This is a genomic window from Streptomyces sp. NPDC058470, from assembly GCF_042721055.1.
Lineage (GTDB): Bacteria > Actinomycetota > Actinomycetes > Streptomycetales > Streptomycetaceae > Streptomyces.
On record NZ_JBHXMF010000030.1, the window covers coordinates 20,238 to 40,582 of the forward strand.

The window sequence follows — 20,345 nt, forward strand, 5'->3', positions numbered from 1 at the left end:
ATGCCACCGCGGCTGACTCCCGGCCGGCTCATCGCGCTGCGTGATGCCGCCGTGCGCTCCTCGGGCAGCCTTCACCCCATGCTGGTGGGCGAGGCAGACGTCCGCGCCCTGGAATCGCTCGGCCTCGTGGGCTTCCTCGACGGCTGCGGACACGGCCTGGGCGAGGCGGACCCCGACGGTGAGCATCGCAGCCACCCTCACCTTCTCCGGCTGACTGCCGCGGGGCGCGAGAGCGTCCGCGCTGCCGGCGGCCCTCTGCGCGCGCAACGAGCCGGCCACCCCCTACCGCCACTCGCTGGCGACCATCAAAATTGACACACGCCCCCTCTCATGAGAACATTAACGAATAGAGGAAGGGTGGAGTCTCTCACCAAGTACCGCCACTGCCTGCCGATACGCCCATCCGGAGTCCCCTCATGAAGAACATTGCCGAAGCCCGCAAGGCATTCGAGAAGCTGCCCCCGCACATCACCATCGCGCAGATCACCGAGGCCACTGGCTATCCCTACGTGCACAACTGGGTGAGGACCGACCCCAGCTTCCCCGGCGAGGTCGACCGCAAGGACGGCACCGTCTACCGCGACCGTGACGCCGTCCTGGACTGGTACGCCGCCCGGCACACCCAGGAACCGAGCAAGCGGCGCGGCCCGCGCAGGATGGAGGCGCAGGTTCTCGCTGCCCGCCCCACGCAGGTGCTGATGGACTCCGCGGAACTGGCCGAGCTCCTGGACCTGACCCGGCGCGCGGTGAACAAGTACGCCGAGCGCTACCCGTCCGGGACGGCCGATGACCCCTTTCCTCTCGCCGACGCCGACGGCAAGCGCTCCTGGAGCCAGCTGAGGGCCTGGTTCCTGCGCAGGAGCGATCCGATGCCCACGGCGGGCGAGAGCGGTGCTCCCGACTGGGCGGACCTGCGTGCATGGCTGCTGCGGCACGCCGAGGACGGCACCGAGGTCGTCGACGGCCGTGTCTACCTTGACGAGTTGGGTCTCACCACCGGCCAGCGCGACGTCGTCGAACGCGCCCGGCGCACCCGTGCCCACCAGGTCCGCGTGCCGATCGAGTGGCTGGCGGAGGTGCTCCACCTGGAGGAGCCGGGGCAGGCGGAGTGGCTCGACAGGCTCCTCAGCGAGCCGGACACCGCGCCCGTTGCGCCGAGCATCGAGGCCAGCGCAAACCTCGCACAGGAGCAGCGCCGGCTGAAGCCCACCGCGCTGGCCCGCGAACTGGGGCTGAACATCGAGTCGGTGAAGCACTTCGCACGCGTGTACACGGCGGAGAAGTCCGAGGACCCCTTCCCGGCCAAGGACTCCTCCAGCGCCCGCGACGTCGCGGAAGTCAGGGAGTGGCTGATCCGCAATCGCAAGATCCGGCCTGCCGAGGCCCCGGCGGCCGGCGCGTAGCCGCCGGCCCGATTCGTTGTACTCCCCCGCCCCCGCCCGTCACTGGGCGCCGAGAGGAACCCAGGTGATCACCCTGCTCGACATCGAAGCCGACGCGCCGCTCAGCCCCGACGACGCCGGCCACGCCGTCCGGCTCCTCGCTCTCGCCGAATCCCTCGGCATCGGCCCGATCGACCTGGACGTGGCCGTGCACGACGCGGCCGCGGGCTACGCCAGCGCCGCATCCGGTACCGAGGACGACGACGAGCCCTACGACGAGGCCGGCCGCCAGGCCGCCGACGTCAACAACGCCGGCCTGGACAAGCAGGTGACCTACCTCGTCGCCCAGAACGGACATGAGCAGACCGAGCGGATCCTCCGCGAGGCCGTCTGACAGCCCCGAACTCCCGCGTGCCGACGCCGATCGGCACGCGGGCGCCCCGCGAGGGACGCGGGAGCGGGCCACGCCTCCCGCCTGCGACGGTGCAGCCGCGTGCCCATCTCGCTCATAAACTGCTGGCCGGTGTGCCTGCCTGTGATGTCAACGTGCACACTGACGGGTTTCCCGTTCGACCGAAGGACTGAGTCGTGCCCGACCGACCTGAGATTGTCTGCATCTGCGGCTCTGCCCGGTTCGCGGACGAGATGCGTGCAGCGAACCGTGATCTGGCCTTCGAGGGGATCATTGTTGTCGCGCCGGTCGAAGCAGACGGGTTGATCACCGACGAGCAGAAGAAGGCGCTGGGCGCCCTTCACCTGCGCAGGATCGACCTTGCTGACCGGGTCCTGGTCGTCAACCCCGGCGGGTATATCGGCAAGTCCACGGGGCGGGAGATCGCATATGCCCAGGCCACCGGCAAGCCGATCTCGTACACCGATCCCGTCTGACCGGTAGACGCTTCGTGGTGCGCGCCGGCAACGAGCCGCGGTCAGCCTCTCGAGATCATCGCTGGTCGCCGTGGGGACACCACGCTCCGCGCCGCGGAGAGCGCCTGTCGGCACCGAGGCCCCGTCGCGGTTCGCGGCGGGGCTTGGAGGGCGGCTCGCGGCCGCTAAAGTAGGAGCGCGTTCACCTCGTCCCAGCGCTTCGGCGCGTGGGCGGTGTGTCGTGGTGAGGGGCCGGACGGCCTTGCAAACCCCCTTCTTCACCGAAGGGGGAGACTTCGGTCTGTCGTCCGGCCCCGACTCTGCTGTCCGCCTCCTGGCGGATCCCCTCACTGCTGGACCGGGCCTCCCGGCCGGTCTGCCCGCTCGCTCTGCCGACGGCGCCAGCCGTCCCAGGCCAGCCACGCCGTGCACGCGGCAACGACCGCGATCCCCGCCCAGGTCACTGCGGCCTGGTGCGCCGCGTTGGCGACCATCGCGGTCGCGAAGGCCACGACTCCGATGACCACGACCGCGCTCGCCCAGATCCTGGCCGGCCTGTCCGTACGCCCCACCATGTCAATTCCTCCGAAGACTGTCCTGCGCCACGGGTGAGTGTGCCGCACCCCTTGTCCCCTTGCCCGCCGGTCGACGACTTGTCCGTGTCGGGCATGTGTCGTTGCCGCGGGCGTGTGGGGTGCCTCAATCATCGTGACCCTTTTAACTTGACGCAACCCCCCGTCATGCGTAATATTAAAAGGGTCAGGGGGTCGGACGGGACTCCCCGCCAATTGAGGAGCTATTGCCTGTGACCGTGCTTGAGATCCCCACCAACGGAACCGCCCTTCGCGCCCCGGGCCGCAAGGACGCCTGGACCATCCTGGGCACCGATGTCAGCGAGGCGAACACCGCCCGCGAGGCCCTGGAAATGGCCGACATGCGCGACTGGGACGTGCGCCTGCTGGGCGATGTCACCGCCAAGTACACCGAGATCCACGAGGACGGCGTCACGACCCACGAGGTCAAGATGCCCGACACCCGCGCCACTGTCCGCACCAACCCGCGCACCGGCGGCACCGAGTACCTCGGCACCGTCGGCCGCAAGTACACCCCGGTCCAGATCGAGGCGTACGAGAAGGTTCTGGACCTGGCCCGCACCGAGTCCGGCGCCGTCTTCCACAAGGCGGGCGCCTACGCGGGCGGCACGAAGTTCTTCATCTCGATGAGCCTGCCCGGCAGCACGCGTATCGGCGGGGTCGACCTGCACCACGCGCACCTGACCCTGTTCGGCAGCCATGACGGCTCCTCGTCCAACTCCCTGCACATCGGCCAGACCCGCGCGGACTGCGGCAACATGCAGCGGCTGATCATCGCGGGCGCCAAGCACAAGGTTTCGGTCCCGCACACCGCCTCGGCCCTCAAGAAGCTCGTCACCCTGGAGCACGAGCTGGCCGTCCTCTTCGACTGGCAGGACGCCTTCGAGCGCGAGGCCGAGCGGATGATCAACACCCCGCTGAGCCTGGGCCAGTTCGAGAAGCTCGTCACCAGCCGCGACCTGTGGCCCATTCCCACCAGCCCCACCACCCGCACCCGCAAGAACTACGAGACGCGCATGGACACCCTGCGCAGCCTCTTCGAGAACGCGGCCACCCAGGAGAGCATCCGGGGCACCGCGTGGGCGGGCTGGAACGCGATCGGCGAGTACCTCGACCACTACGCCAAGGCCAAGGACCTCTCGGCGCGCGCGGCGCGGTCGCTGGCCGACATCGGCGACGTCACCAAGAAGAAGACCGCCGCCCACCGCCAGCTCCTCACCCTGGCCGCCTGACCGGCCCCTCGACCGGCCGCCGGGAGCACCCCCACCCGCTCCCGGCGGCCCCCCTCCCCGCCACCGCAGCGACTGAAGCGACGGAGATTTCCGTGTCCCCCGACGCCGAGCTGGACGCCGCCCTGTACGGGTACGGCGTCAGCGACCACGAGGACGGCCACTACGTCCACATCGCGGCCGGCCCCTGGTCGACCCGCCACTGGGCGGGCAACCCCCAGAGCCTGTGGGCCGAGGAGCGCGCCAGCTACTGGATCTCGTCGGTCTGGTCGCGGTGCGGGCGCGGCCTGACCTGGAAGACCGGTCCGCCGACCGCCACCACACCCCGACCCTGCCCGGCCTGCCCGCTGAGCAACACCGACATCGCCGCCCGCCACACCCGCATCCGCTGAGCCGACCGAACAGGACCTCTACCGCTGTGACCGCCGCCCTCACGCTCATCAACGACCACGCGACCCGCATCGTGGAGTACACGATCACCCCGTCCGCCGACGTCTCGGTGCCGCATCTGCCCTCCCGGATCGTGCCGCTGGCCGTCACCGGGTTCCGGCTGACGTACACCGGTCGCCGGGGTACCGCGTGGGATCTGGAGATCGTGACGTGCAAGGGCAATCACGCGCCCAACGGCGAGGTGGGACGCGCGTTCCGCAGCCAGCAGGATCACTACCCCCATCACGCCAGCACGGGCCGCCCCGCGTGGCTCAACGCACTGATGGACACCGCGGCCGACCCGGACGCACCGCTCCCCCGCCATCTGGCCGGGTTCACGCGCACCCACGACAGTGCGCGCCGCTCTATCGCCTTCGAGATCAGCGGCGACAGCGAGATCCCGCAGTGGCACCCGCTGAACATGCCGACACCTAACCCGCTGCGGCCCGACCGCGTCCGGTTCAACTACGTCGCCGAGGACAACGTGTGGCGGCTCGACGCCGCCGATTTCGAGGGGCCGTGGGTGGCGACCGGGCAGCAGCCTGGCCCGAACCAGAACCGGGGCCAGAAGCCGTACTACCCCACCTCCGGAGGCAGCTCCCTGCGCGGTGCGCCGCCGTGGGTTCTTCGCCTCGTCGGCCGCCACAGCCTGCCGCCCGAGCTGGCGGCCGTGTAGCGGCTCACCGACCGGCCACGGGGCGCCGGTCCCGTCCCCGCCGCCCCGTGGCCTTCTTCCCCAACTTCCCTTCACTCTGCCCACGTTAGGAACTGCACCTGTGGCAACCGCCAACGGAATTCTCAACGGTCTTGAGGTCATCGAGTTCGAGTTCGCCGAGACCCCGCGCAGCACTCCCGAGAACCCCCGCTACTACAAGGAGGTCCTCAAGGTCCTGCTGGCGGACGGGACCGTCGTCTACAACTGCGTCTGGCAGAACTGTGAGTTCACCCGGCCCAAGGCGAGCGGCGTGTGGCCGCACGTCAAGGCGCACAAGAACCAGACCAAGGCAACGAAGTCCCCTGCGGAGCCGTCGGAGATCGACGTGGACGGGCTGCCGCTCGCCGAGGTCATCGAGCGGGCCCGGAAGGCCACCTGGTACAGCGTCCAGCTCGATGCCGCACTGAAGAAGCTCGACCGGGCCACCCATGAGGTCGAGAAGTGGAAGCCGCGCGCCACGGCAGCCGAGAAGCAGCTCGCGACCATCCGCAACGCCTTCGCGGCGGTCGCGTAACCCGGGAGCCGTGCGGGGCGGACCGGTCGCCGGCCCGCCCCGCTCGGCCCCCGGTCCCGCTCCCCGCCACCGCCTTGAAAGGACCCCGCTTCTCCATGCTTCTCACCGACCTTCCGTCGGGCATGTGGGTGCTGACCGGCTCCGTCGTCACCGCCGTCGAGGCCCGCGAACTGCGCGAGGGCGACCTCCTGCGCGTGAGCGGCACCCAGGTCACCGTGACCGGCACCGACGGCCACGTCCTGTCGGACATGACCCGCGTCTTCGTCAGCTACCGGCCCTACGACAACGACACCATCCGCACCGAGGGATGGACCCTTCCCACGACCGCCCGCTTCCCCGCCGTGCAGCTGCTGCGCCCCGAGACGGTGGAGTGCTCGCTGTGTGATCCCGGCACCAACACCCACGACGTCCTCGTCGACCGCGTCGAGCACGGCTGGGTGCAGCACTGGGTGTGCGACCGGCACTAGCCCGCACCGCGTCCTGCTCTCCCCGGTCGGGGGCCAGGCCGCGGCACCCAGGTGACAGCCCGCCGATCCCGGGCCGCTGTCCCAGGGCGCTCCCTACGCGGAGCGTCCCGTCCCTATCCCTTTCCGAGAGGAACCCTGCGTGACCACTGCTTTCGCTGCTCCCCTGGCCGATCCCGCCGCCTACAACGCCGCGGTCGACTCCGCTCTCGCCGCCTGCCGGGCGTACTACGGGCCGGGGGACACCACCTTCTCCGACGCCGACTATGACCAGCTGGCCCGCCAGATCCGGGAGTACGAACTCCTCCACCCCGAGCACCTCCGCCAGGACTCCCCCATCGGGAAGGTCGGCGGCGGCGTGGCGACCGGCGACATCGCCCACACCGTGCCGATGCTGTCGCTCGGCAACGTGTACTCGGCCGAGGAACTCCTGAAGTGGGAGGCGTCGCTGGTACGCCGCATCGGCGGGCCGGTGCGCGGCGGGTACGCGGTCGAGGGGAAGTTCGACGGGCTGGCCGTGACGGCCCTCTACCGTGACGGCCGCCTGGTCCAGCTCATCAAGCGCGGCGACCACACCAAGGGCGAGGACGTCACCCACGCGGCCGGCCTCATCTCCGGTCTGCCCACGCAGCTGTCCGCACCGCTGACTATCGAGATCCGCGGCGAGGTCCTGCTGACGCGCGCCCAGCTTGCAGCGGCCAACGAGATCCGCCGCGCGCACAAGGCGAAGCCGTTCAAGAACGCGCGGGCCGGAGCGGCGGGCACCCTGGCCGCCAAGAACCGCCCCTACCGCATCGAGCTGACGTTCTTCGCGTACAGCGCTATCCAGCTCGACGGCGTGCCGCTCACCCCGGCCGCCCCCACGCACCAGGCGCTGCTGGCGCTGGTGGCCGAAGCGGGCGTGCAGACCAGCGCCGACTCCGCGACCGAGCTGCGGGAGGTAGCCACGCTGGCCGAGGCGCAGCAGCGTGTCGAGGAGATCGCCGAGATGCGGCCGAACCTCCCGTTCGGGATCGACGGCGTGGTGGTCAAGGCCAACGCGGTCGCCGAGCAGGAGGAGGCCGGGAACGCCAGTGACCGCCCGCACTGGGCCACCGCCTTCAAGCTGCCCCCGGAGACGGCGGAAACCAAGGTCACCGACATCGAGTGGAACGTCGGCAAGACCCGCATCATCGCGCCCCGCGCGGTGCTGGAGCCGGTCGAACTGGACGGCAGCACGGTGAAGTTCGCGACGCTGAACAACCCGCAGTTCATCCGCGATCTGGGCTTGATGATCGGGGACACCGTGGTCATCGCCAAGGCCGGGGACGTGATTCCCCAGGTCCTGTCCGTGGCGGCGGACAAGCGCACCGGCAGTGAGACGCCTGTCGCCTTCCCCGCGTCCTGCCCGCAGTGCGGCGGCGACGTCGACACCTCCGGTGAGCGGTGGGAGTGCGCTGAGGGCATCAACGGCAGCTGCGGTGCGCTCGCCGGCCTCATCTACGCGGTCGGCCGCGAGCAGCTGCACATCGAGGGACTCGGCGACACCTACATCGAGGCCCTGTTCGACATGGGCGTCCTCAGCGACGTCGCGGACTATTTCACCCTGACCGAGGAGCAGTTGGCCGAGGCCACGGGGTCCGCGAAGCGTGCGAAGACGGTGCTCGGCGAGATCGCCAAGGCAAAGGAGCAGCCGCTGGACCGGGTGCTGTGCAGCCTCGGGATCGTGCGCACCGGCCGGTCCGTGTCCAAGGCGCTCGCCCGTCAGTTCGGCACCATGGACGAGGTCCTGGCCGCCGACGCCGCGGCCCTGGCGCAGGTGACGGTACGGGTGAACAAGGTCGGCTCCGCCAACGCGGCGAAGATCGCCGCGCACCTTCAGGTGCTGCGCCCGGTCATCGCCAAGCTGGAGGCCGCGGGCGTGAACATGAAGCAGCCGGACGGTCCCGTGAAGAACACCTCCGGCCCCCTCGCAGGCCAGGCGGTGGTCGTCACGGGCGGCATGACCGGTCCGCTCGCCGAGCGCAACCGCACCGCGATGAACGAGCTGATCGAGGCCGCGGGCGGCGAACCCGCGGGCAGCGTCAGCAAGAAGACGACGCTGCTGGTCGCGGGCGAGAACGCCGGGTCCAAGCTCGCCAAGGCTCAGCAGCTGGGCATCACGGTCCTGGACGAGGAGAAGTTCGCGGCGCTCGTCGCCGACTACCTCTCCTGACCCTTCTCTTCTCCGGTGAGGCGGGGCAGCCGTACGCGGCTGCCCCGCCTCACCGCGTCCTGCCTTCCTCCCCTTACGCCCTCGCCCTGCAACGGCCCCGCTTTCTCCGGTCTCTGTCCACAGGCCCTTCTCCGCAAGATCGCCGAACCGCCCGGCCGGGTGGTCGCGCGGCAAGCGGCAGAAGGGAGCGGGCGTGTGCAGGTCCATCTCGAAGGGGGGCCGGCGGTGTACGTCGTCGCAGCCGGCCATGCGATCGGCACGGCGGGCCTCCTCCGCCCAGCTCGGCAAGACCGTCGCCGAGACCGGCGACCCCGACGCCCTGGCGGCGTACGCGAACGCGCAGGCGTGGACGGCGCGCACCAAGGAGGCCCTGGAGGAGGGTGACGACGACCGGGCGCGTATGTACGCGGACAACGCGAAGAAGTGCGCCGCCGCGGCCCGCGCGTACGCCTCCGGCAAGCAGCCCAAGCAGCCCTATCCGGACGCCGACGATCCGGCAGCCCTGAGCGCGGCGCCGCCCCCGCCTCCGCCCGAGCAGACCCGCGCGGCGCGGGCGCTGGCCGGCGCGGCGGGCATCGGCGGGCGGGCCCGTGTGCTGCCGCCTCGGGATGACGGCGGGCAGACGACCGCCTGGAACGACCAGGGCTTCGGTGGCGCCGCCACCGTCTACCCGGGTGAGGGCGACGAGCCCCCGCACGCGCGGGTCGTGTTCAGCCGGCTCGACCGCGACCGCTACCAGGCGCTCGCTGACTCGCCCTGGCCCTACCGGACCGAGGACGGGCAGGTCATCTACGACCGCGTTCCGGTCGACCACGCCGAGCAGATCATCCACGCGGCCGCCTCTCGCCGTCCGGCCAAGCCGTGGGAGCGGCACGGCCTGAGCGACGCACGGCACCGGGATCGTCTCGACGAGGTGACGGCCGATCGCCTGGTGCCGGAGTCAGAGCAGTGGGCGTCCAATCTCGACGACGGCCAGCGTCAGTGGGTCACGACGTACACCGGCCACTCGTACAGCGAGATCAACGAGCACCTCTACAAGGGCCGGGACCTCGACCAGCCGGCTGACGGCATGCACACGCCGATGCGGGTCGTGACGGGGAACATCGACTCCGCGATCGCGGCCGCTGGGCAGTCCCAGGAGCCGCAGCGGTGCTTCCGCGGGTACACCCCGCCCCTCGAAGCCCGTAAGGAGAACCGGGTCGCGGACTGGGCCCGGGAGAACTTCGTCGTCGGCAGCCGCTACCGGGACGACTCATACATGTCGGTCTCCCACTGCCCGGCGGTGGCCGCCGGGTTCACCAACCGTGGCTGGTCGTCCGACGGCGAGTGGGGCATGGCCGATCACGGCGTGGTCTTCGAGACGGTCTCCCGGCGCGGCGCCGCGGTCGCGCACATCTCGGAGTTCGACAACGCCGAGAGGGAGCGGCTGATGCCGCGGGGGTCGGAGTTCGTGGTGGTCGGCGTGCACGAGAACGTGAACGTGGCCGGCCAGCCCTGCGTGGTCGTGCAGCTGGCCGATGTGAACGAGTCCAAGCGGTACTGAACCCCGATGCGATGCGTGCGGATGAGCAGGAGGCGCCGGCCCTGCCGGGCCTCCTGCTCATCCGCTGCTGTGCACTGCGCCGGTCGCCGGCCTCTGTCCACAGGCCATCCCTTCCAAGATCGCGTTGCTGCCTGCCGGGGCAGCCCCGCGGATCGCGGGCGAGGAAGGGAGGGCACCTCCGGTGTGCAGGTCGCAATCGAAAGGCGGGCGCAGGTGCGGCTCGTCCCACCCGGCCGTTCGGGCGGCGCGTCGAGCTGCCTCGACCGCGCTGCGCAAGGACGTCGCCGTGGCCGGCGCGGGGCATCCCGCGCTCGGCGCGTACGCCACGGCCCAGATGTGGGAGGCCAAGACCCGTCAGGCCGTCGAGAACGGTGAGGACGAGCAGGCCAAGTTGTACGCGGACAACGCGAAGCTGTCCGCGGCCGCGACGCGCACCATGCTGGGCGACCGCAGGCAGACGCCCCGCTACCCCAATGCCGCCGATCCCCGCGTCGCGTGGGCGATGCCCGCGCGGGAGCCCGAGCCGGCCGAGGACGACTGGGGCGCGGCGCAGATGCCGGAGTACCCCGAGCATGTCCGCGCCGCCGACGCGTTCGCACGGGCCAGCGGGGCGGGCGGGGCCGCGACGTTCGTGCCGCGGGCCGACGGCGGGCAGACCGTGGCCTGGCGCGGCGACGACTTCGCCGGCTCCGCGACCGTGTATCCGGCCGACGGAGATGAACCGCCGCACGCCCGGGTCGTGTTCAACCGGCTCGACCAGGGCCGCTACCAGGCGCTCGCCAACTCGCCCTGGCCCTACCGGGTCGAGAACGGGCAGGTCATCTACGACCGCGTCCCCGCCGACCACGCCGAGCAGATCATCGCCGCGGCCCGCAGCCGGCAGGCGGCCCGGCCCTGGGAGCGGCACGGCTTGGGCCGAGACCCGTACCGGGACCAGCTGGAGGAGCACCGGGCCGGCGATCTGGAGCCCGAGTCGAACGCGTGGGGCGCCGGCCTCAGTTCCGAGCAGAACCACTGGGTCCGCACCTACACCGGCTCGAGGTACCGGCAGATCAACGCCCATCTCTACAACGGGCGCAGCCTCGATGAGCCGGCGGAGAAGATGGACGTGCCGATGCGGGTGGTCACCGAGAACATCAACTCGGCGATCCGCTCGGCAGGCACGGCCGAGGTCCCACACCACACCTTCCGCGGGTTCACTCCCCCGCTGGAGGTCCGCAAGGGCAACCGGGTCGCGCAGTGGGCGAGAGAGAACTTCCCGGCCGGCAGCCGGTATCACAGCCCGTCGTTCCTCTCCTCGTCGCACTGCCCGAACGTGGCGGCCGACCCGTACTTCGCGCGGACCGACTGGGAGGAGGACGGCCGCTACGGCGAGGCCGACCATGCCGTGGTGTTCGAGATGGTCTCGCGCCGTGGGGCCGCGGTGGCCCACGTGTCGCAGTACGGGAATCTGGAGCGGGAGCGGCTGCAGGAGAGCGGCTCGAACTGGGTTTCCGTGGGCATCCAGGAGAACGTGACGATCCGTGGCCGCAAGTGCGTCGTGGTCCAGCTCGTCGATATGAACGAGGTTCCCCGCCACTGACACTACTTTTCCATATCGCTTGACAAAGTTTAATAATGTGGGTAGGATGTATTTCAGGGTGAGGAGCACCCGAAACCCCACCGGACTCTGGAGGACGACATGACAGACCAGCAGCAGCCCACCCCCCGCGACTCCCGACTGGCGGACCAGCCGGCACTACGGCCGGTCGGACCGCTCCCGAAGGTCGGACCGCGCCCCAGCTTCGACGAGCTGACAGCTCAGGCCGACGGGCGGAACTACCAGCCGCTCGCCGCGCACCTGGACGGCGCCGCACGCGACGCGCTCGGACTGCCAGCGGCTCCGCAGCAGGTGACCGTGGACGCCGCGCTCGCCGACCGTATCCGCGACTACTACTTCGACCGCCCCGACCAGATCGCCCAGCTGCCCGACGCGATCCGCGACCTGATCAACCTCTGAGCGGCCGGCCGCACCGATCAGTCTCAAGCGCCTGCGCATCCGGAAGGAACCCGCGTCATGCGGCACATGAAGCCGAACTTCGACTACTTCACGACCAACCGGGACAAGGCCCAGGCGTACGCCGCCCAGGCATCGTGGGAGAACATCAGCTCCCGGCGGCGCGCCGAGTACCTCGCACTGGCGCGCCTGTACCTGGACCTGTCGATTCAGGACGCCGCCGGTAATTCCGCCCCGACCGAAGACGCCGCGAAGGCAAAGAAGGCGGAACGCGACACCGCCCGTTCATGACCCCTGCGCAGCCCGCGGCCCACTGCGGCTCCCGACTCCCTCGGACTCGCAGTGGCAGCAGCGCAGTTCGCCGCCGAGCTCGACCGGCCCGGCAGCGTCTGGCCGTGCTGACCAAGGGCGGGTCCACCGTCGCGTCTGCTCACCGCCGTGGCCGACGTCCGGTGTGCGAGCACGAGGTGTGACCGGTGCCGAGCGATGGGGATCAGGCGGCGTCCGGCCCTGATCGGTGCGCCGTGAGCTCATCCCCCTCGTCTCCCCCGTTCCCGAGCCGTACGGTCTGCCAGTGCGCGCGGTCTGCGGCCGTTACGATGACGGGCAGGCAGACCTGCTGCCGCCCGCCTTGCACTGCGGCCCGGACCCGCGTGCATCCAAGGCGCTAAGGGGGAGATCCTCACAGCGAGCTGACTTTCTGCTGCGCCCACCGTCGGCGTGCCGGTCCGGGAGCCACGTCGAGGATCGGGACATCATGGCAAAAGCCGACCGCAATGCCGTCACCCGCGCCGCCGTCACCGGCGAGAACCACGCCCAGGCGACCTCTTGGATCAAGACCCACGGCCTCCTGGACGGCCTGGCCCCCGACGCCGCCTCCAGCGAGCAGCAGCTTCTCGAAGCCTCCCTGCTGTTCGCCCTCACCCGGACCAGCGGCCCCTTCAGCCCCATCGCCGCGGCCGGCACGCTGTTCGGCATCGCCAAGGCGAGCCCCGGGCCCGGCGACGAGCTGAGGCTGTGGCCGGCGTCCGGGTACGAGGCCGAGGTCCTAGCCCGTCTGCTGCCCAGCGTCACGAGCGAGACCAGGTCGACCGTCACCGGCGTCGCCGGACTGCGCTGGGTCCGCGACGGCAAGTACCTCGCCCTGGCCCGGGTGCGCGCCGCGGGTCAGGTCCTGCTCGCCGCGCAGCCCCGCGATGTACGGGAGGCCGGCCGCCTGTGCGCGGCGGCGGATCTGCTGCCGTTGTGGGACCAGGCCGGCACTGCGCTCGAGGACACCCCCCGCCGCGTCATCGACATCTCCCTCGCCGAGTCGGCGCCCGCCTGGAGCCGCGCGCTGCGCCGCCCTCTCCTCGCTCGCGAGGTCGCCTCCGGCTGGGCCTCGCGGGAGCCCACGCTCACCGAGCTGGCCGGTGACGGGTCCGCGCTGGTGCCGCGCCCGCACGGGCCGGTCTCCCGGCGCCCGCAGATCGTGCACGTCCGCTCGGCGCGCGGCGGGACCGGCTGCAGCACCCTGAGCGTCCAGATCGCCTACGGGCTGACCCGCGCCGGGCGCACCGTTGCCCTGGTGACCGACGACGCGATGCTGCGGCATGTGGCCAAGGACGCGGCCGACGATGCGGCGGTGTGGCACGAGCCGTTCGCCCCGGCAGGCGGCGGCCGGCTGCTGGCCGCCTCGCACGGCTACTACGGGGAACACCTGGATGTGCGCGCCCCGGAGGCGACGAGCCGCGGTGAGATCGTGGTACTCGATGTGGGGGCACGCCCGCCCGCCGAGCTCGCCGGTCTCCCGGCCGCCGACCTGACCGTGCTGACCGACCACTACCGCGCCCGGGACTGGGTCCAGGTCGACGTCATCGACCGCAGGCCCGAGCAGATTCGCGTCTTCGCCGCGCTCGACGAGCGCTTCGCCCAGTGGCGGCGCCCCTCTGCGGAACAGGCCGACGCCGACCGGCTGCGTACGGCGCTGGACCGGGAGTTCTTCTACTGCGCCATGACCCGGCTGTCGGCCCCTGACGAGGTCGACGTGTACGACGTCGACGATGCCGAGGACGTCGAGGAGTGGTGGGACTTCGGGGCCGACTGGTTGCCCGGACACCCGGACGACGTCCTGCCGCCGGAAGACGGGGCACCTTTGGACCTGTGGCGCCGCCACTTCCTGGACTTCATCACCGCCGAGGGGCAGCGCCGGCACCCGGACAGCTGGGACGCGGTGCGCGACACCTGGATCACGCACAACCGGCTGCGCAACCTGCAGCGCCTTAGTGCCGACGGGGATCCCATCGAGGACCTGGCCGTGCGGGCCTCCGAGTTCCTCGCCACCGCGGCGACGGCGCACGACGTACAGCCGCGCGCGGCCACCGTGGAAGAGCAGGAGACCTGGCGCACCGCGAAGCTGATGCGGTGGCTCGACGCCCGGTTCAACGCACACCTGCGCCACGATGCGGCGTACCTGCCCCGGTCGGCGGCGGAGACGGTGATGGCGGTCCTGGACGCCCGCTTCCTCGCGTACGGACCGCACCACGCTGAGGGATTCGCGGCGCTGGCTGACGAGGTGACGGGCGACGACTGGTGGGATGCGGCTGCGGCCGCCCGGTCCCTGGACGGCGCCGTCTTCCCGCTCCCGCCCGGTCCTGACGAGGACGCGGACGTCCGGGAGCAGGGGTGGGCCGCCTTCCTGGCGGCGGTCGAGGACGAGGGGGCCCGGCGCCATGGCGCAGTGTGGTCCGAGGTCCGCGGGCACTGGGTGGAGCACCATCGGCGCCTGGAGCAGGGCGGGCGTGAACCGTTCGCGCCCGCCGAGGACGAACTTCCCGAACTTCGGCAGCAGTTCGCCGCTGCCCTCGCCCCGGTCACGGGCGCGGGGGTGGACTGGGACTCGGTCACCGGCCGGTGGGTGGCCGGGGCGCGCAGCGACGCCGCGCGGGTCCGTGACTTCGACGACCTCATCGAGCGACACCAGCGGCCCGGCACCGGCGAGGAGACCGCCGCCGCCCTCCTGCGCGGCGTTCGTGCCCTGGGCGTTGACCCGCAGATGCCCGTGGTCCTGATCACCAACATGTACCGGCCCATGGGCGGCCCTGAAGCGGTCACCGAGACGGCTGACGCACTGCGCGGCCACGGCGTGGTCGCCCTGTGCACGGTGCTCCAGCGCCAGGCATTCGAGGAACTCCTCTTCGCGCCCTCGACCTGGAACGACGATCGGGTCAAGCCGGTCCAGGAGGAACTCGGCGCCGTGGTGAACACCGCCTTGAAGGCCAGCCGGAAGGCAACGGCTTCGCCCGGCCGGGAATGACACCGGCCTCAGCGCTACGGGCCTCCCGGGGCTCTCCCCCGGGAGGTCCGCCCGCTGTCCTGGTGGCGTGAGCCGTGCCCGACATTCCTGCTGGCAGCGGCGGCCAGCCGCCGCCTAGCCTGCGCCGATGGAGATGGCAGCTGCGGGTGTGTTCCTTCTGGCGACGTTCGGTGTGCTGTGCGGCTTCCTGGTGCGGCAGTTGGTGGGACGGCTGCGGTCGCTATTCGGCGGGCTGGTCGCCGAGGGCGTATGCGTGCGCCGCTACTCCTCGGAGGGCAGCGAGGGCAACACCTACTGGCACCACGTGTACGGGTTCACCACGGCGGACGGGCGGTACGTGGAGTTCGAGGAGGACGCGCTGCTGATGGCCCAGGGCCAGGCGGTGACGGTCCGCTACCGACTCGGGAAGAACCCGGCGCGCACCGCCACTGTCATGGGGCGCGGCGGTGCGTGGTCGCCGCTGTTCGGGCAGCTCTTCGGGATCTTCATCAGCGGCTGCTTCGCCATGTTGGGCGTGTTGTTCCTGTGGCTGGGCGTGGACGAGCTCACCCGGTGAGACGGGCCCCGGACACCGTCCGGGGCCCGTGCGGCGGGACGCGGAGCTCGGTCAGGGGTGTGTCCGGGTCGCGAGCAGGTCGGCTGCCACCAGGGCCAGCCGGTTGGCGGCGGCGGTTTCCCGGTTCGAGGGCCGTACCAGGAACTGGAGGCCGCCGCGACGTTCCTCGTGACCGGGCAGGTCCGGCATGACGGTGAGGGCGGGGATGCCCTCGGCGCGCAGGGCGTCGCGGATGGCCGCGAGGTGGTGTTGCTCGGCCTCGATGGCGTCGTCGACGTGCGCGATCGCCAGCGCGATGGGGATGTCGTCCGGTGCGTTCAGGTGGGCGAGCAGGAACCGCGCGGTGGCGGCCGGGTCGGCGGGCTGGATCGTCTCCTCGATCAGGTGCTGCCAGGGGGTGAGGCTGTCCTTGCGGGTGTGGGCGCCGGCGGCTGCCCACCGGGGGTGGTGCTCCTGCCAGGTCTGCTCGCCCCAGCGGGCGATGGCGGCCGGGGCTGCCTCGCGCAGGACCTCCTCGACGAGGGCTTCGTCGCCCGTGCTGCCCGGGAGGTCGAGGCTGCGGTTGTGGTCGATCCACACAGCGGCGACGGCGGCCCAGGTGCCCGGGTGGCGGATGGCCCCTTCGCGGGCGAGGAAGGTCAGGAAGTCCTGACGCCAGATGTCCAGGAGCTCGGTGTCGACGTCCTCCGGCAACGCCAGCGGCTCGTCCTCTTCGCCTTCGGGGCCGGGCTGGAAGTCCGCCCACCAGGCTGCGGGGTCCGCGGGGTCGTAGACGTCGGGGTTGTCGTCCGAGACCCGGTCCCAGACGTACATCTCGAACGTCTCGTCGAGGAAGTGGAGGAGCCGGGAGTGTGGGTCGCTGGCTCGGGCTCGGGCGGTGAGATAGCGGGTGTTGAGCCAGTCCCACATCTGCACCCAGTCGGGGCGCCGGTCGAGGATCTCGGTACTTCCCCACACCTCGGGGTCGAGGCCGGTCAGGACGACGGCCACGTCCGCGTGCCCGGCCAGGTGCCGCAGTTGGAAGGTGGCTCCGGCGTCGAGGACCACGGTGTCGTGTTCGCGGGCCGCCTCGGCAAGCAGCGATGGGGCGTTCGGCGCGCTCGGGGAAAGGATCATGCCGCGCAGGGTGCCCGGCCCCGGCAGGTCGGGCAGCAGGTCCTGCCACTGTCCCGGCGGCATCGTCGCCGAACCCAGGAAGCGGTGGAAGCCGTTGGGGTCGTCGGCGCCGAGCAGGGCGACCGTGGCGCCGGTGCGTGCCAGGGCCCCGGCGAGAGTGAGCGCGGTGGTGGTGCAGCCGAGTCCAGCCTGACCGAGGGAGCTGGTGACCGCGATGATGCCGCGGGCCGGGCCTCCGGCCGGGCCGACGGGGCGGGCGGCGATGCGCTGGGGCTTGGGACCCTCAAGCTGTCCGGGCTCGGGCGCGGACCGGGTCCAGTCCGGCACCTGGCCGGTGTGCAGGCCGGCGCGCCGCAGAGCTCGGCTCCACAGCGCCGCCTCCTCGGGCGGCAGCGTCCTGGCCAGGCTGTCCCACGCCTGCCGCTCGCCGGGCTGCGAGGTGCCCGCGGACCACAGCGGCTCGAGGCCGACGGCCAGGATGTGGTCCTCGGCCCGCTGCAGGGCGGCCGGTCGGGCGCGCAGGGTGAGGTGGGCGCGGTGGCCGGGGCGGGCCAGGAGCAGCGTGTCGGTGCGGCTGGGGTGCGGGCGGGCCCGCAGTCCCGGGATGCCGGCGATCCCGCTGTCGGTGCGGACCGGCAGGATTCGGCCGAGCAGTTGGGGCTGGTGGTCGGGGTGGGGCCACAGTACGAGCGTGTCGAGGTCCGGGGAGGCGCCGCGCAGGCCGAAGAAGGTGCCCGCGGCGGAGGGCGCGGGGATCTGCGGATGGGGTCGGGCGAGGGTGCGGACGAGAGCGGCTTCGAGGAGCTGCTGGGCGGGGTCGGTGGCGTCGGGCACGAGGCCGAAGTACAGGCCGCGGGCCTGGTAGAAGGCGTGAGCGGCCTGGCGGGGCTCGCCGGTGTACTGCTGGCGCAGCAGGACGGTGTTGCTGTCCCTGGACATGGAGGGATCCGTTTCCGCGGCACGACTCCCCGGACCGGCGCGCCGGCAGACGCAAGGGGGTGGTGGTGCAACTGGCGTGACGATTCGTCTCTTCCCGCCGCTGGCGCACCTGTGGGTCCGGGCCACCGGGTGCGGACGGAGGCAGCAGTCTCTGCCCGGGGGACACCATAACGCTCGCCGCGGAGCGGCTGTGCCCGTTTCCGGTCACCGCAGCTGGTGTGTGTGGGCGTGGCCGCCGCTCTTGACGCTCCCTGTATCCCCTGGCCCGGTGTGCTCACCCGCGCTGCGCCCTACCGGATCGGGGCGGTGTCCGAGGCCGCGTCACAGCCGTATGGACGGTGCGCCGGGGGTGCGGTCCACACCATCACCGCGCTAGATTTTCGTAATGCTTGACGTTGTTTAGTGATGTGTGAGATCATATTTCTTGACGGCGTTAAGCGTTAGGGGAGAACATGGCCACCAAGAAGGACCTGAATCAGCTGAAGAAGAAGGCGGCAAAGCAGGGATTTCGGTTCATAGAGACCAAGAACAGCCACTACAAGGTGTACCTCGTCGTAGCCGAGGCCACCGACGCGAAGGACGAGGAGCTGACCTTCGTCACCACGATGCCCAGCACCCCGAGCGAGTACCGCGGTCTGAAGAACGCAAAGGCGGATCTCAAGCGCTTCGGGTTCGTCGAAGAAACCGAGCGCAAGGGCAAGCCCAAGCCCCAGCGCACTCGCTGATCGGCCGGGGGCGCCGGGGTCACACCCGGCGCCCGGCCGACCGCGCCGTCACCGCCCTGCCCCCCAGATGAGGAAGCCATGACCCAGACCAGTTACAACGTGCGCGTTGAATACGACGTGAGCGAGATGCCGCCCGACGTGATCATCAGCGCGCTCCACGAGGACCTCTCCCGCTACGACGCCTCCATCGGCTCCTCCCCCGCCGGCGGACTGACCGTGCGCCTGTTCCTCGACGCGGACAGTCCCGTGGACGCCGGCACCCGCGGCGTCGAGTACGTCCAGGGCGCCCTGCTCAAGCACGAGATCCTGCCGGACAAGCTGAGCGGCTTCGAAGTGCTGACGGAGGAAGAGTTCGACCGCCAGCAGGCCCTGCCGCTCGTGCCGGAACTGGCCGGCATGGCCGAGGTCGCGCAGATCGCCGGCACGACCAAGCAGCGGGCCAGCCAGCTGCGTCCCGCGCTGGAGCCCTACCTCGTCCAGGAGCTGGCCTCCGGACCGGTCTACCTCGCCGCCGGCGTGCGCAGGTTCGCGGACAAGGAGTACAACCGCACGCCCGGGGTGCGCCGCACCGAGATCCCGCTGAGCCCGCTCGAGCGCGCCCTGCTGGAGACCCTCGCCGCGACGTCCTTCGGCACCGAGGTGCCCGCCCCCGCCGCCGGCCACCAGGTCGCCGCCGGCGCGATCGAAGGCGTCATCGGCAACGGCCACCAGCTGCACCTGCACGCCCAGGCCGACGACTCCGACATCGCCGTGGCGCTCGGCGCCCTGGAGGAGCACGGCCTGGTCCGCACCCGTCAGATCTTCAAGAAGGAGACGAAGGACCTGGACGCCGGCCACGAGGAGGACCTGGTCGTCTCCCTCACCGGCAAGGGAGAGCGCCACTCCGGCATCACCGCCCCGTCCGCCGGCGCCGCCGGCCCGGAGGAGTCCAAGTGAGCGCGGCCGCGGCCGGCGAGGTAGCCGCAGCGCGTCCGGACACGGATCTCCACATCGCCGTCCTCAACGGCCACCGCGAGGCGTTCTTCGACGCTGGCCACGCGCAGCAGCTCGTCGAGCAGTGGAACATCGTCTACGCCGGCACGATCGACCGCGACCGGGCCGAGGGATACCCCGACGCCGCGGATCGGCTCACGGGACACGTCGAGTCCTGCACGCAGGAGCACTGGCGCCGGCGCGGACCGGGCGGGATGGCCGCGGTATGGACCCGGGTGCCGGCATTCCACACGCAGCATGCGCGCAGCGCGAGCTTCACCGGCTTCGCCCGCCGGCGCGAGCTCCAGGCCAGCGGTCCGTACGTCCGCAGCGTCTGGGAGTTCCAGAGCTGGTACACCACCCAGGCGGTGCGCCGGGGCATCGAGTTCCGCCCCCGCGGCGTAATCGAGGTCAAGGCCTACGGAGTTGACCAGCAGGCGGTGGAGACGGCGTTCGCGGACGCGGTCACCCACGTGCTCGCCAGCCCGAACACCGACGACCACCTCGATCCGGCCGGCGTCCTCCACGTTCTTCGCGGCCTGGCCGAGGACGACGTCCGGCGCTACACGACCTTTGAGGCGTCCCTGCACACCGATGTGCGCGCGGCGATCGCCTGCGGACTCGCCGAAGAGCAGGACCAGCTGCAGCTCACCGCCGAGGGCCTGGCCTTCGTCAAGCGGCACGACCTGGCCGGCCTGCCCGACCCGCGGCGCGACACCTGGGAGGACCTGCCGGAGCTCACCGAGGCGGTCGCCGAGCTCGGTGACCGGCACGCGGCCGCGGCCCCTCTCCCGCGATGACCCTCACCGCTCTGAG

Annotated in this window: 21 protein-coding genes; 19 read left to right on the forward strand and 2 right to left on the reverse strand. The window is 71.3% G+C overall.

Translation table 11 applies throughout. The features are described from left to right. From ACFWP7_RS22325 to ACFWP7_RS22340, 4 genes are all read left to right on the forward strand, one after another. Positions 1-315, forward strand: a complete 315-nt coding sequence (locus ACFWP7_RS22325; protein WP_384383494.1) for a hypothetical protein — start codon at positions 1-3, stop codon at positions 313-315. Positions 316-416: 101 nt separating this feature from the next. Then, positions 417-1,403: a hypothetical protein gene (locus ACFWP7_RS22330; protein ID WP_384383496.1), complete on the forward strand. Its 987-nt coding sequence runs from the start codon at positions 417-419 to the stop codon at positions 1,401-1,403. A 64-nt stretch (positions 1,404-1,467) separates the two neighbouring features. Then, entirely contained in the window at positions 1,468-1,776 is a 309-nt protein-coding gene (locus tag ACFWP7_RS22335) for a hypothetical protein (RefSeq protein WP_384383499.1), read from the forward strand. Between the two features lie 194 nt (positions 1,777-1,970). Continuing rightward, positions 1,971-2,270, forward strand: a complete 300-nt coding sequence (locus ACFWP7_RS22340; RefSeq protein WP_384383501.1) for a hypothetical protein — start codon at positions 1,971-1,973, stop codon at positions 2,268-2,270. 326 nt (positions 2,271-2,596) lie between these two features. Here ACFWP7_RS22340 and ACFWP7_RS22345 read toward each other — a convergent pair whose 3' ends face one another. After that, positions 2,597-2,824: a hypothetical protein gene (locus ACFWP7_RS22345; protein WP_384383504.1), complete on the reverse strand. Its 228-nt coding sequence runs from the start codon at positions 2,822-2,824 to the stop codon at positions 2,597-2,599. A 230-nt stretch (positions 2,825-3,054) separates the two neighbouring features. Between ACFWP7_RS22345 and ACFWP7_RS22350 the strand changes: the two genes are divergently transcribed. From ACFWP7_RS22350 to ACFWP7_RS22405, 12 genes are all read left to right on the forward strand, one after another. Then, positions 3,055-4,074 carry a DUF932 domain-containing protein gene (locus ACFWP7_RS22350; protein ID WP_384383506.1) on the forward strand — a complete coding sequence of 340 codons (1,020 nt, stop codon included), beginning with the start codon at positions 3,055-3,057 and terminating at the stop codon, positions 4,072-4,074. A 92-nt stretch (positions 4,075-4,166) separates the two neighbouring features. Next, positions 4,167-4,463, forward strand: coding sequence for a hypothetical protein (locus tag ACFWP7_RS22355; RefSeq protein ID WP_384383509.1), 297 nt, complete (start codon positions 4,167-4,169; stop codon positions 4,461-4,463). A 26-nt stretch (positions 4,464-4,489) separates the two neighbouring features. Further along, positions 4,490-5,176 carry a hypothetical protein gene (locus ACFWP7_RS22360; protein ID WP_384383512.1) on the forward strand — a complete coding sequence of 229 codons (687 nt, stop codon included), beginning with the start codon at positions 4,490-4,492 and terminating at the stop codon, positions 5,174-5,176. A gap of 100 nt (positions 5,177-5,276) precedes the next feature. Then, positions 5,277-5,729 carry a hypothetical protein gene (locus tag ACFWP7_RS22365; protein ID WP_384383514.1) on the forward strand — a complete coding sequence of 151 codons (453 nt, stop codon included), beginning with the start codon at positions 5,277-5,279 and terminating at the stop codon, positions 5,727-5,729. A gap of 95 nt (positions 5,730-5,824) precedes the next feature. Further along, positions 5,825-6,196, forward strand: a complete 372-nt coding sequence (locus ACFWP7_RS22370; protein WP_384383517.1) for a hypothetical protein — start codon at positions 5,825-5,827, stop codon at positions 6,194-6,196. Positions 6,197-6,335: 139 nt separating this feature from the next. After that, positions 6,336-8,387: an NAD-dependent DNA ligase LigA gene (gene ligA, locus ACFWP7_RS22375; RefSeq protein ID WP_384383520.1), complete on the forward strand. Its 2,052-nt coding sequence runs from the start codon at positions 6,336-6,338 to the stop codon at positions 8,385-8,387. 247 nt (positions 8,388-8,634) lie between these two features. After that, positions 8,635-9,930, forward strand: a complete 1,296-nt coding sequence (locus ACFWP7_RS22380) for an ADP-ribosyltransferase (RefSeq protein ID WP_384383523.1) — start codon at positions 8,635-8,637, stop codon at positions 9,928-9,930. Positions 9,931-10,216: 286 nt separating this feature from the next. Next, positions 10,217-11,512, forward strand: coding sequence for a hypothetical protein (locus tag ACFWP7_RS22385; protein ID WP_384383525.1), 1,296 nt, complete (start codon positions 10,217-10,219; stop codon positions 11,510-11,512). Positions 11,513-11,611: 99 nt separating this feature from the next. Beyond that, positions 11,612-11,929 carry a hypothetical protein gene (locus ACFWP7_RS22390; RefSeq protein ID WP_384383528.1) on the forward strand — a complete coding sequence of 106 codons (318 nt, stop codon included), beginning with the start codon at positions 11,612-11,614 and terminating at the stop codon, positions 11,927-11,929. Between the two features lie 57 nt (positions 11,930-11,986). Further along, a complete protein-coding gene (locus tag ACFWP7_RS22395) occupies positions 11,987-12,217 on the forward strand; it encodes a hypothetical protein (RefSeq protein WP_384383531.1) in 231 nt (76 codons plus the stop codon). A 466-nt stretch (positions 12,218-12,683) separates the two neighbouring features. Then, complete coding sequence (locus ACFWP7_RS22400; protein WP_384383534.1) at positions 12,684-15,221, forward strand: hypothetical protein; 2,538 nt, start codon at positions 12,684-12,686, stop codon at positions 15,219-15,221. Positions 15,222-15,348: 127 nt separating this feature from the next. Beyond that, positions 15,349-15,777, forward strand: a complete 429-nt coding sequence (locus tag ACFWP7_RS22405) for a DUF3592 domain-containing protein (protein WP_384383537.1) — start codon at positions 15,349-15,351, stop codon at positions 15,775-15,777. Positions 15,778-15,828: 51 nt separating this feature from the next. On the opposite strand, the gene ACFWP7_RS22410 is transcribed toward ACFWP7_RS22405, so the two are convergent. Then, the gene (locus ACFWP7_RS22410) at positions 15,829-17,832 is read right to left on the reverse strand and encodes a hypothetical protein (RefSeq protein WP_384383540.1); all 2,004 of its coding nucleotides are present in this window, start codon (positions 17,830-17,832) and stop codon (positions 15,829-15,831) included. 452 nt (positions 17,833-18,284) lie between these two features. Here ACFWP7_RS22410 and ACFWP7_RS22415 point away from each other — a divergent pair, with 452 nt between their 5' ends. The 3 genes from ACFWP7_RS22415 to ACFWP7_RS22425 all read left to right on the forward strand — a co-directional run bounded on the left by ACFWP7_RS22415 (position 18,285) and on the right by ACFWP7_RS22425 (position 20,329). Then, positions 18,285-18,557, forward strand: a complete 273-nt coding sequence (locus tag ACFWP7_RS22415) for a hypothetical protein (protein WP_384383543.1) — start codon at positions 18,285-18,287, stop codon at positions 18,555-18,557. A 78-nt stretch (positions 18,558-18,635) separates the two neighbouring features. Beyond that, positions 18,636-19,493, forward strand: coding sequence for a hypothetical protein (locus tag ACFWP7_RS22420; RefSeq protein WP_384383546.1), 858 nt, complete (start codon positions 18,636-18,638; stop codon positions 19,491-19,493). Continuing rightward, positions 19,490-20,329, forward strand: a complete 840-nt coding sequence (locus ACFWP7_RS22425; RefSeq protein ID WP_384383549.1) for a hypothetical protein — start codon at positions 19,490-19,492, stop codon at positions 20,327-20,329. Before ACFWP7_RS22420 ends, ACFWP7_RS22425 begins: the two co-directional genes overlap by 4 nt. Positions 20,330-20,345: the final 16 nt, after the last annotated feature.

Bases quoted from the DNA above. Each gene is read 5' to 3' on its own strand.
- ACFWP7_RS22325 (WP_384383494.1), top strand. From the start codon at position 1: ATGCCACCGCGGCTGACTCCCGGCCGGCTCATCGCGCTGCGTGATGCC.
- ACFWP7_RS22330 (WP_384383496.1), top strand. From the start codon at position 417: ATGAAGAACATTGCCGAAGCCCGCAAGGCATTCGAGAAGCTGCCCCCG.
- ACFWP7_RS22345 (WP_384383504.1), bottom strand. From the start codon at position 2,824: ATGGTGGGGCGTACGGACAGGCCGGCCAGGATCTGGGCGAGCGCGGTC.
- ACFWP7_RS22370 (WP_384383517.1), top strand. From the start codon at position 5,825: ATGCTTCTCACCGACCTTCCGTCGGGCATGTGGGTGCTGACCGGCTCC.
- ACFWP7_RS22380 (WP_384383523.1), top strand. From the start codon at position 8,635: ATGCGATCGGCACGGCGGGCCTCCTCCGCCCAGCTCGGCAAGACCGTC.
- ACFWP7_RS22390 (WP_384383528.1), top strand. From the start codon at position 11,612: ATGACAGACCAGCAGCAGCCCACCCCCCGCGACTCCCGACTGGCGGAC.
- ACFWP7_RS22395 (WP_384383531.1), top strand. From the start codon at position 11,987: ATGCGGCACATGAAGCCGAACTTCGACTACTTCACGACCAACCGGGAC.
- ACFWP7_RS22400 (WP_384383534.1), top strand. From the start codon at position 12,684: ATGGCAAAAGCCGACCGCAATGCCGTCACCCGCGCCGCCGTCACCGGC.
- ACFWP7_RS22405 (WP_384383537.1), top strand. From the start codon at position 15,349: ATGGAGATGGCAGCTGCGGGTGTGTTCCTTCTGGCGACGTTCGGTGTG.
- ACFWP7_RS22410 (WP_384383540.1), bottom strand. From the start codon at position 17,832: ATGTCCAGGGACAGCAACACCGTCCTGCTGCGCCAGCAGTACACCGGC.
- ACFWP7_RS22415 (WP_384383543.1), top strand. From the start codon at position 18,285: ATGGCCACCAAGAAGGACCTGAATCAGCTGAAGAAGAAGGCGGCAAAG.
- ACFWP7_RS22420 (WP_384383546.1), top strand. From the start codon at position 18,636: ATGACCCAGACCAGTTACAACGTGCGCGTTGAATACGACGTGAGCGAG.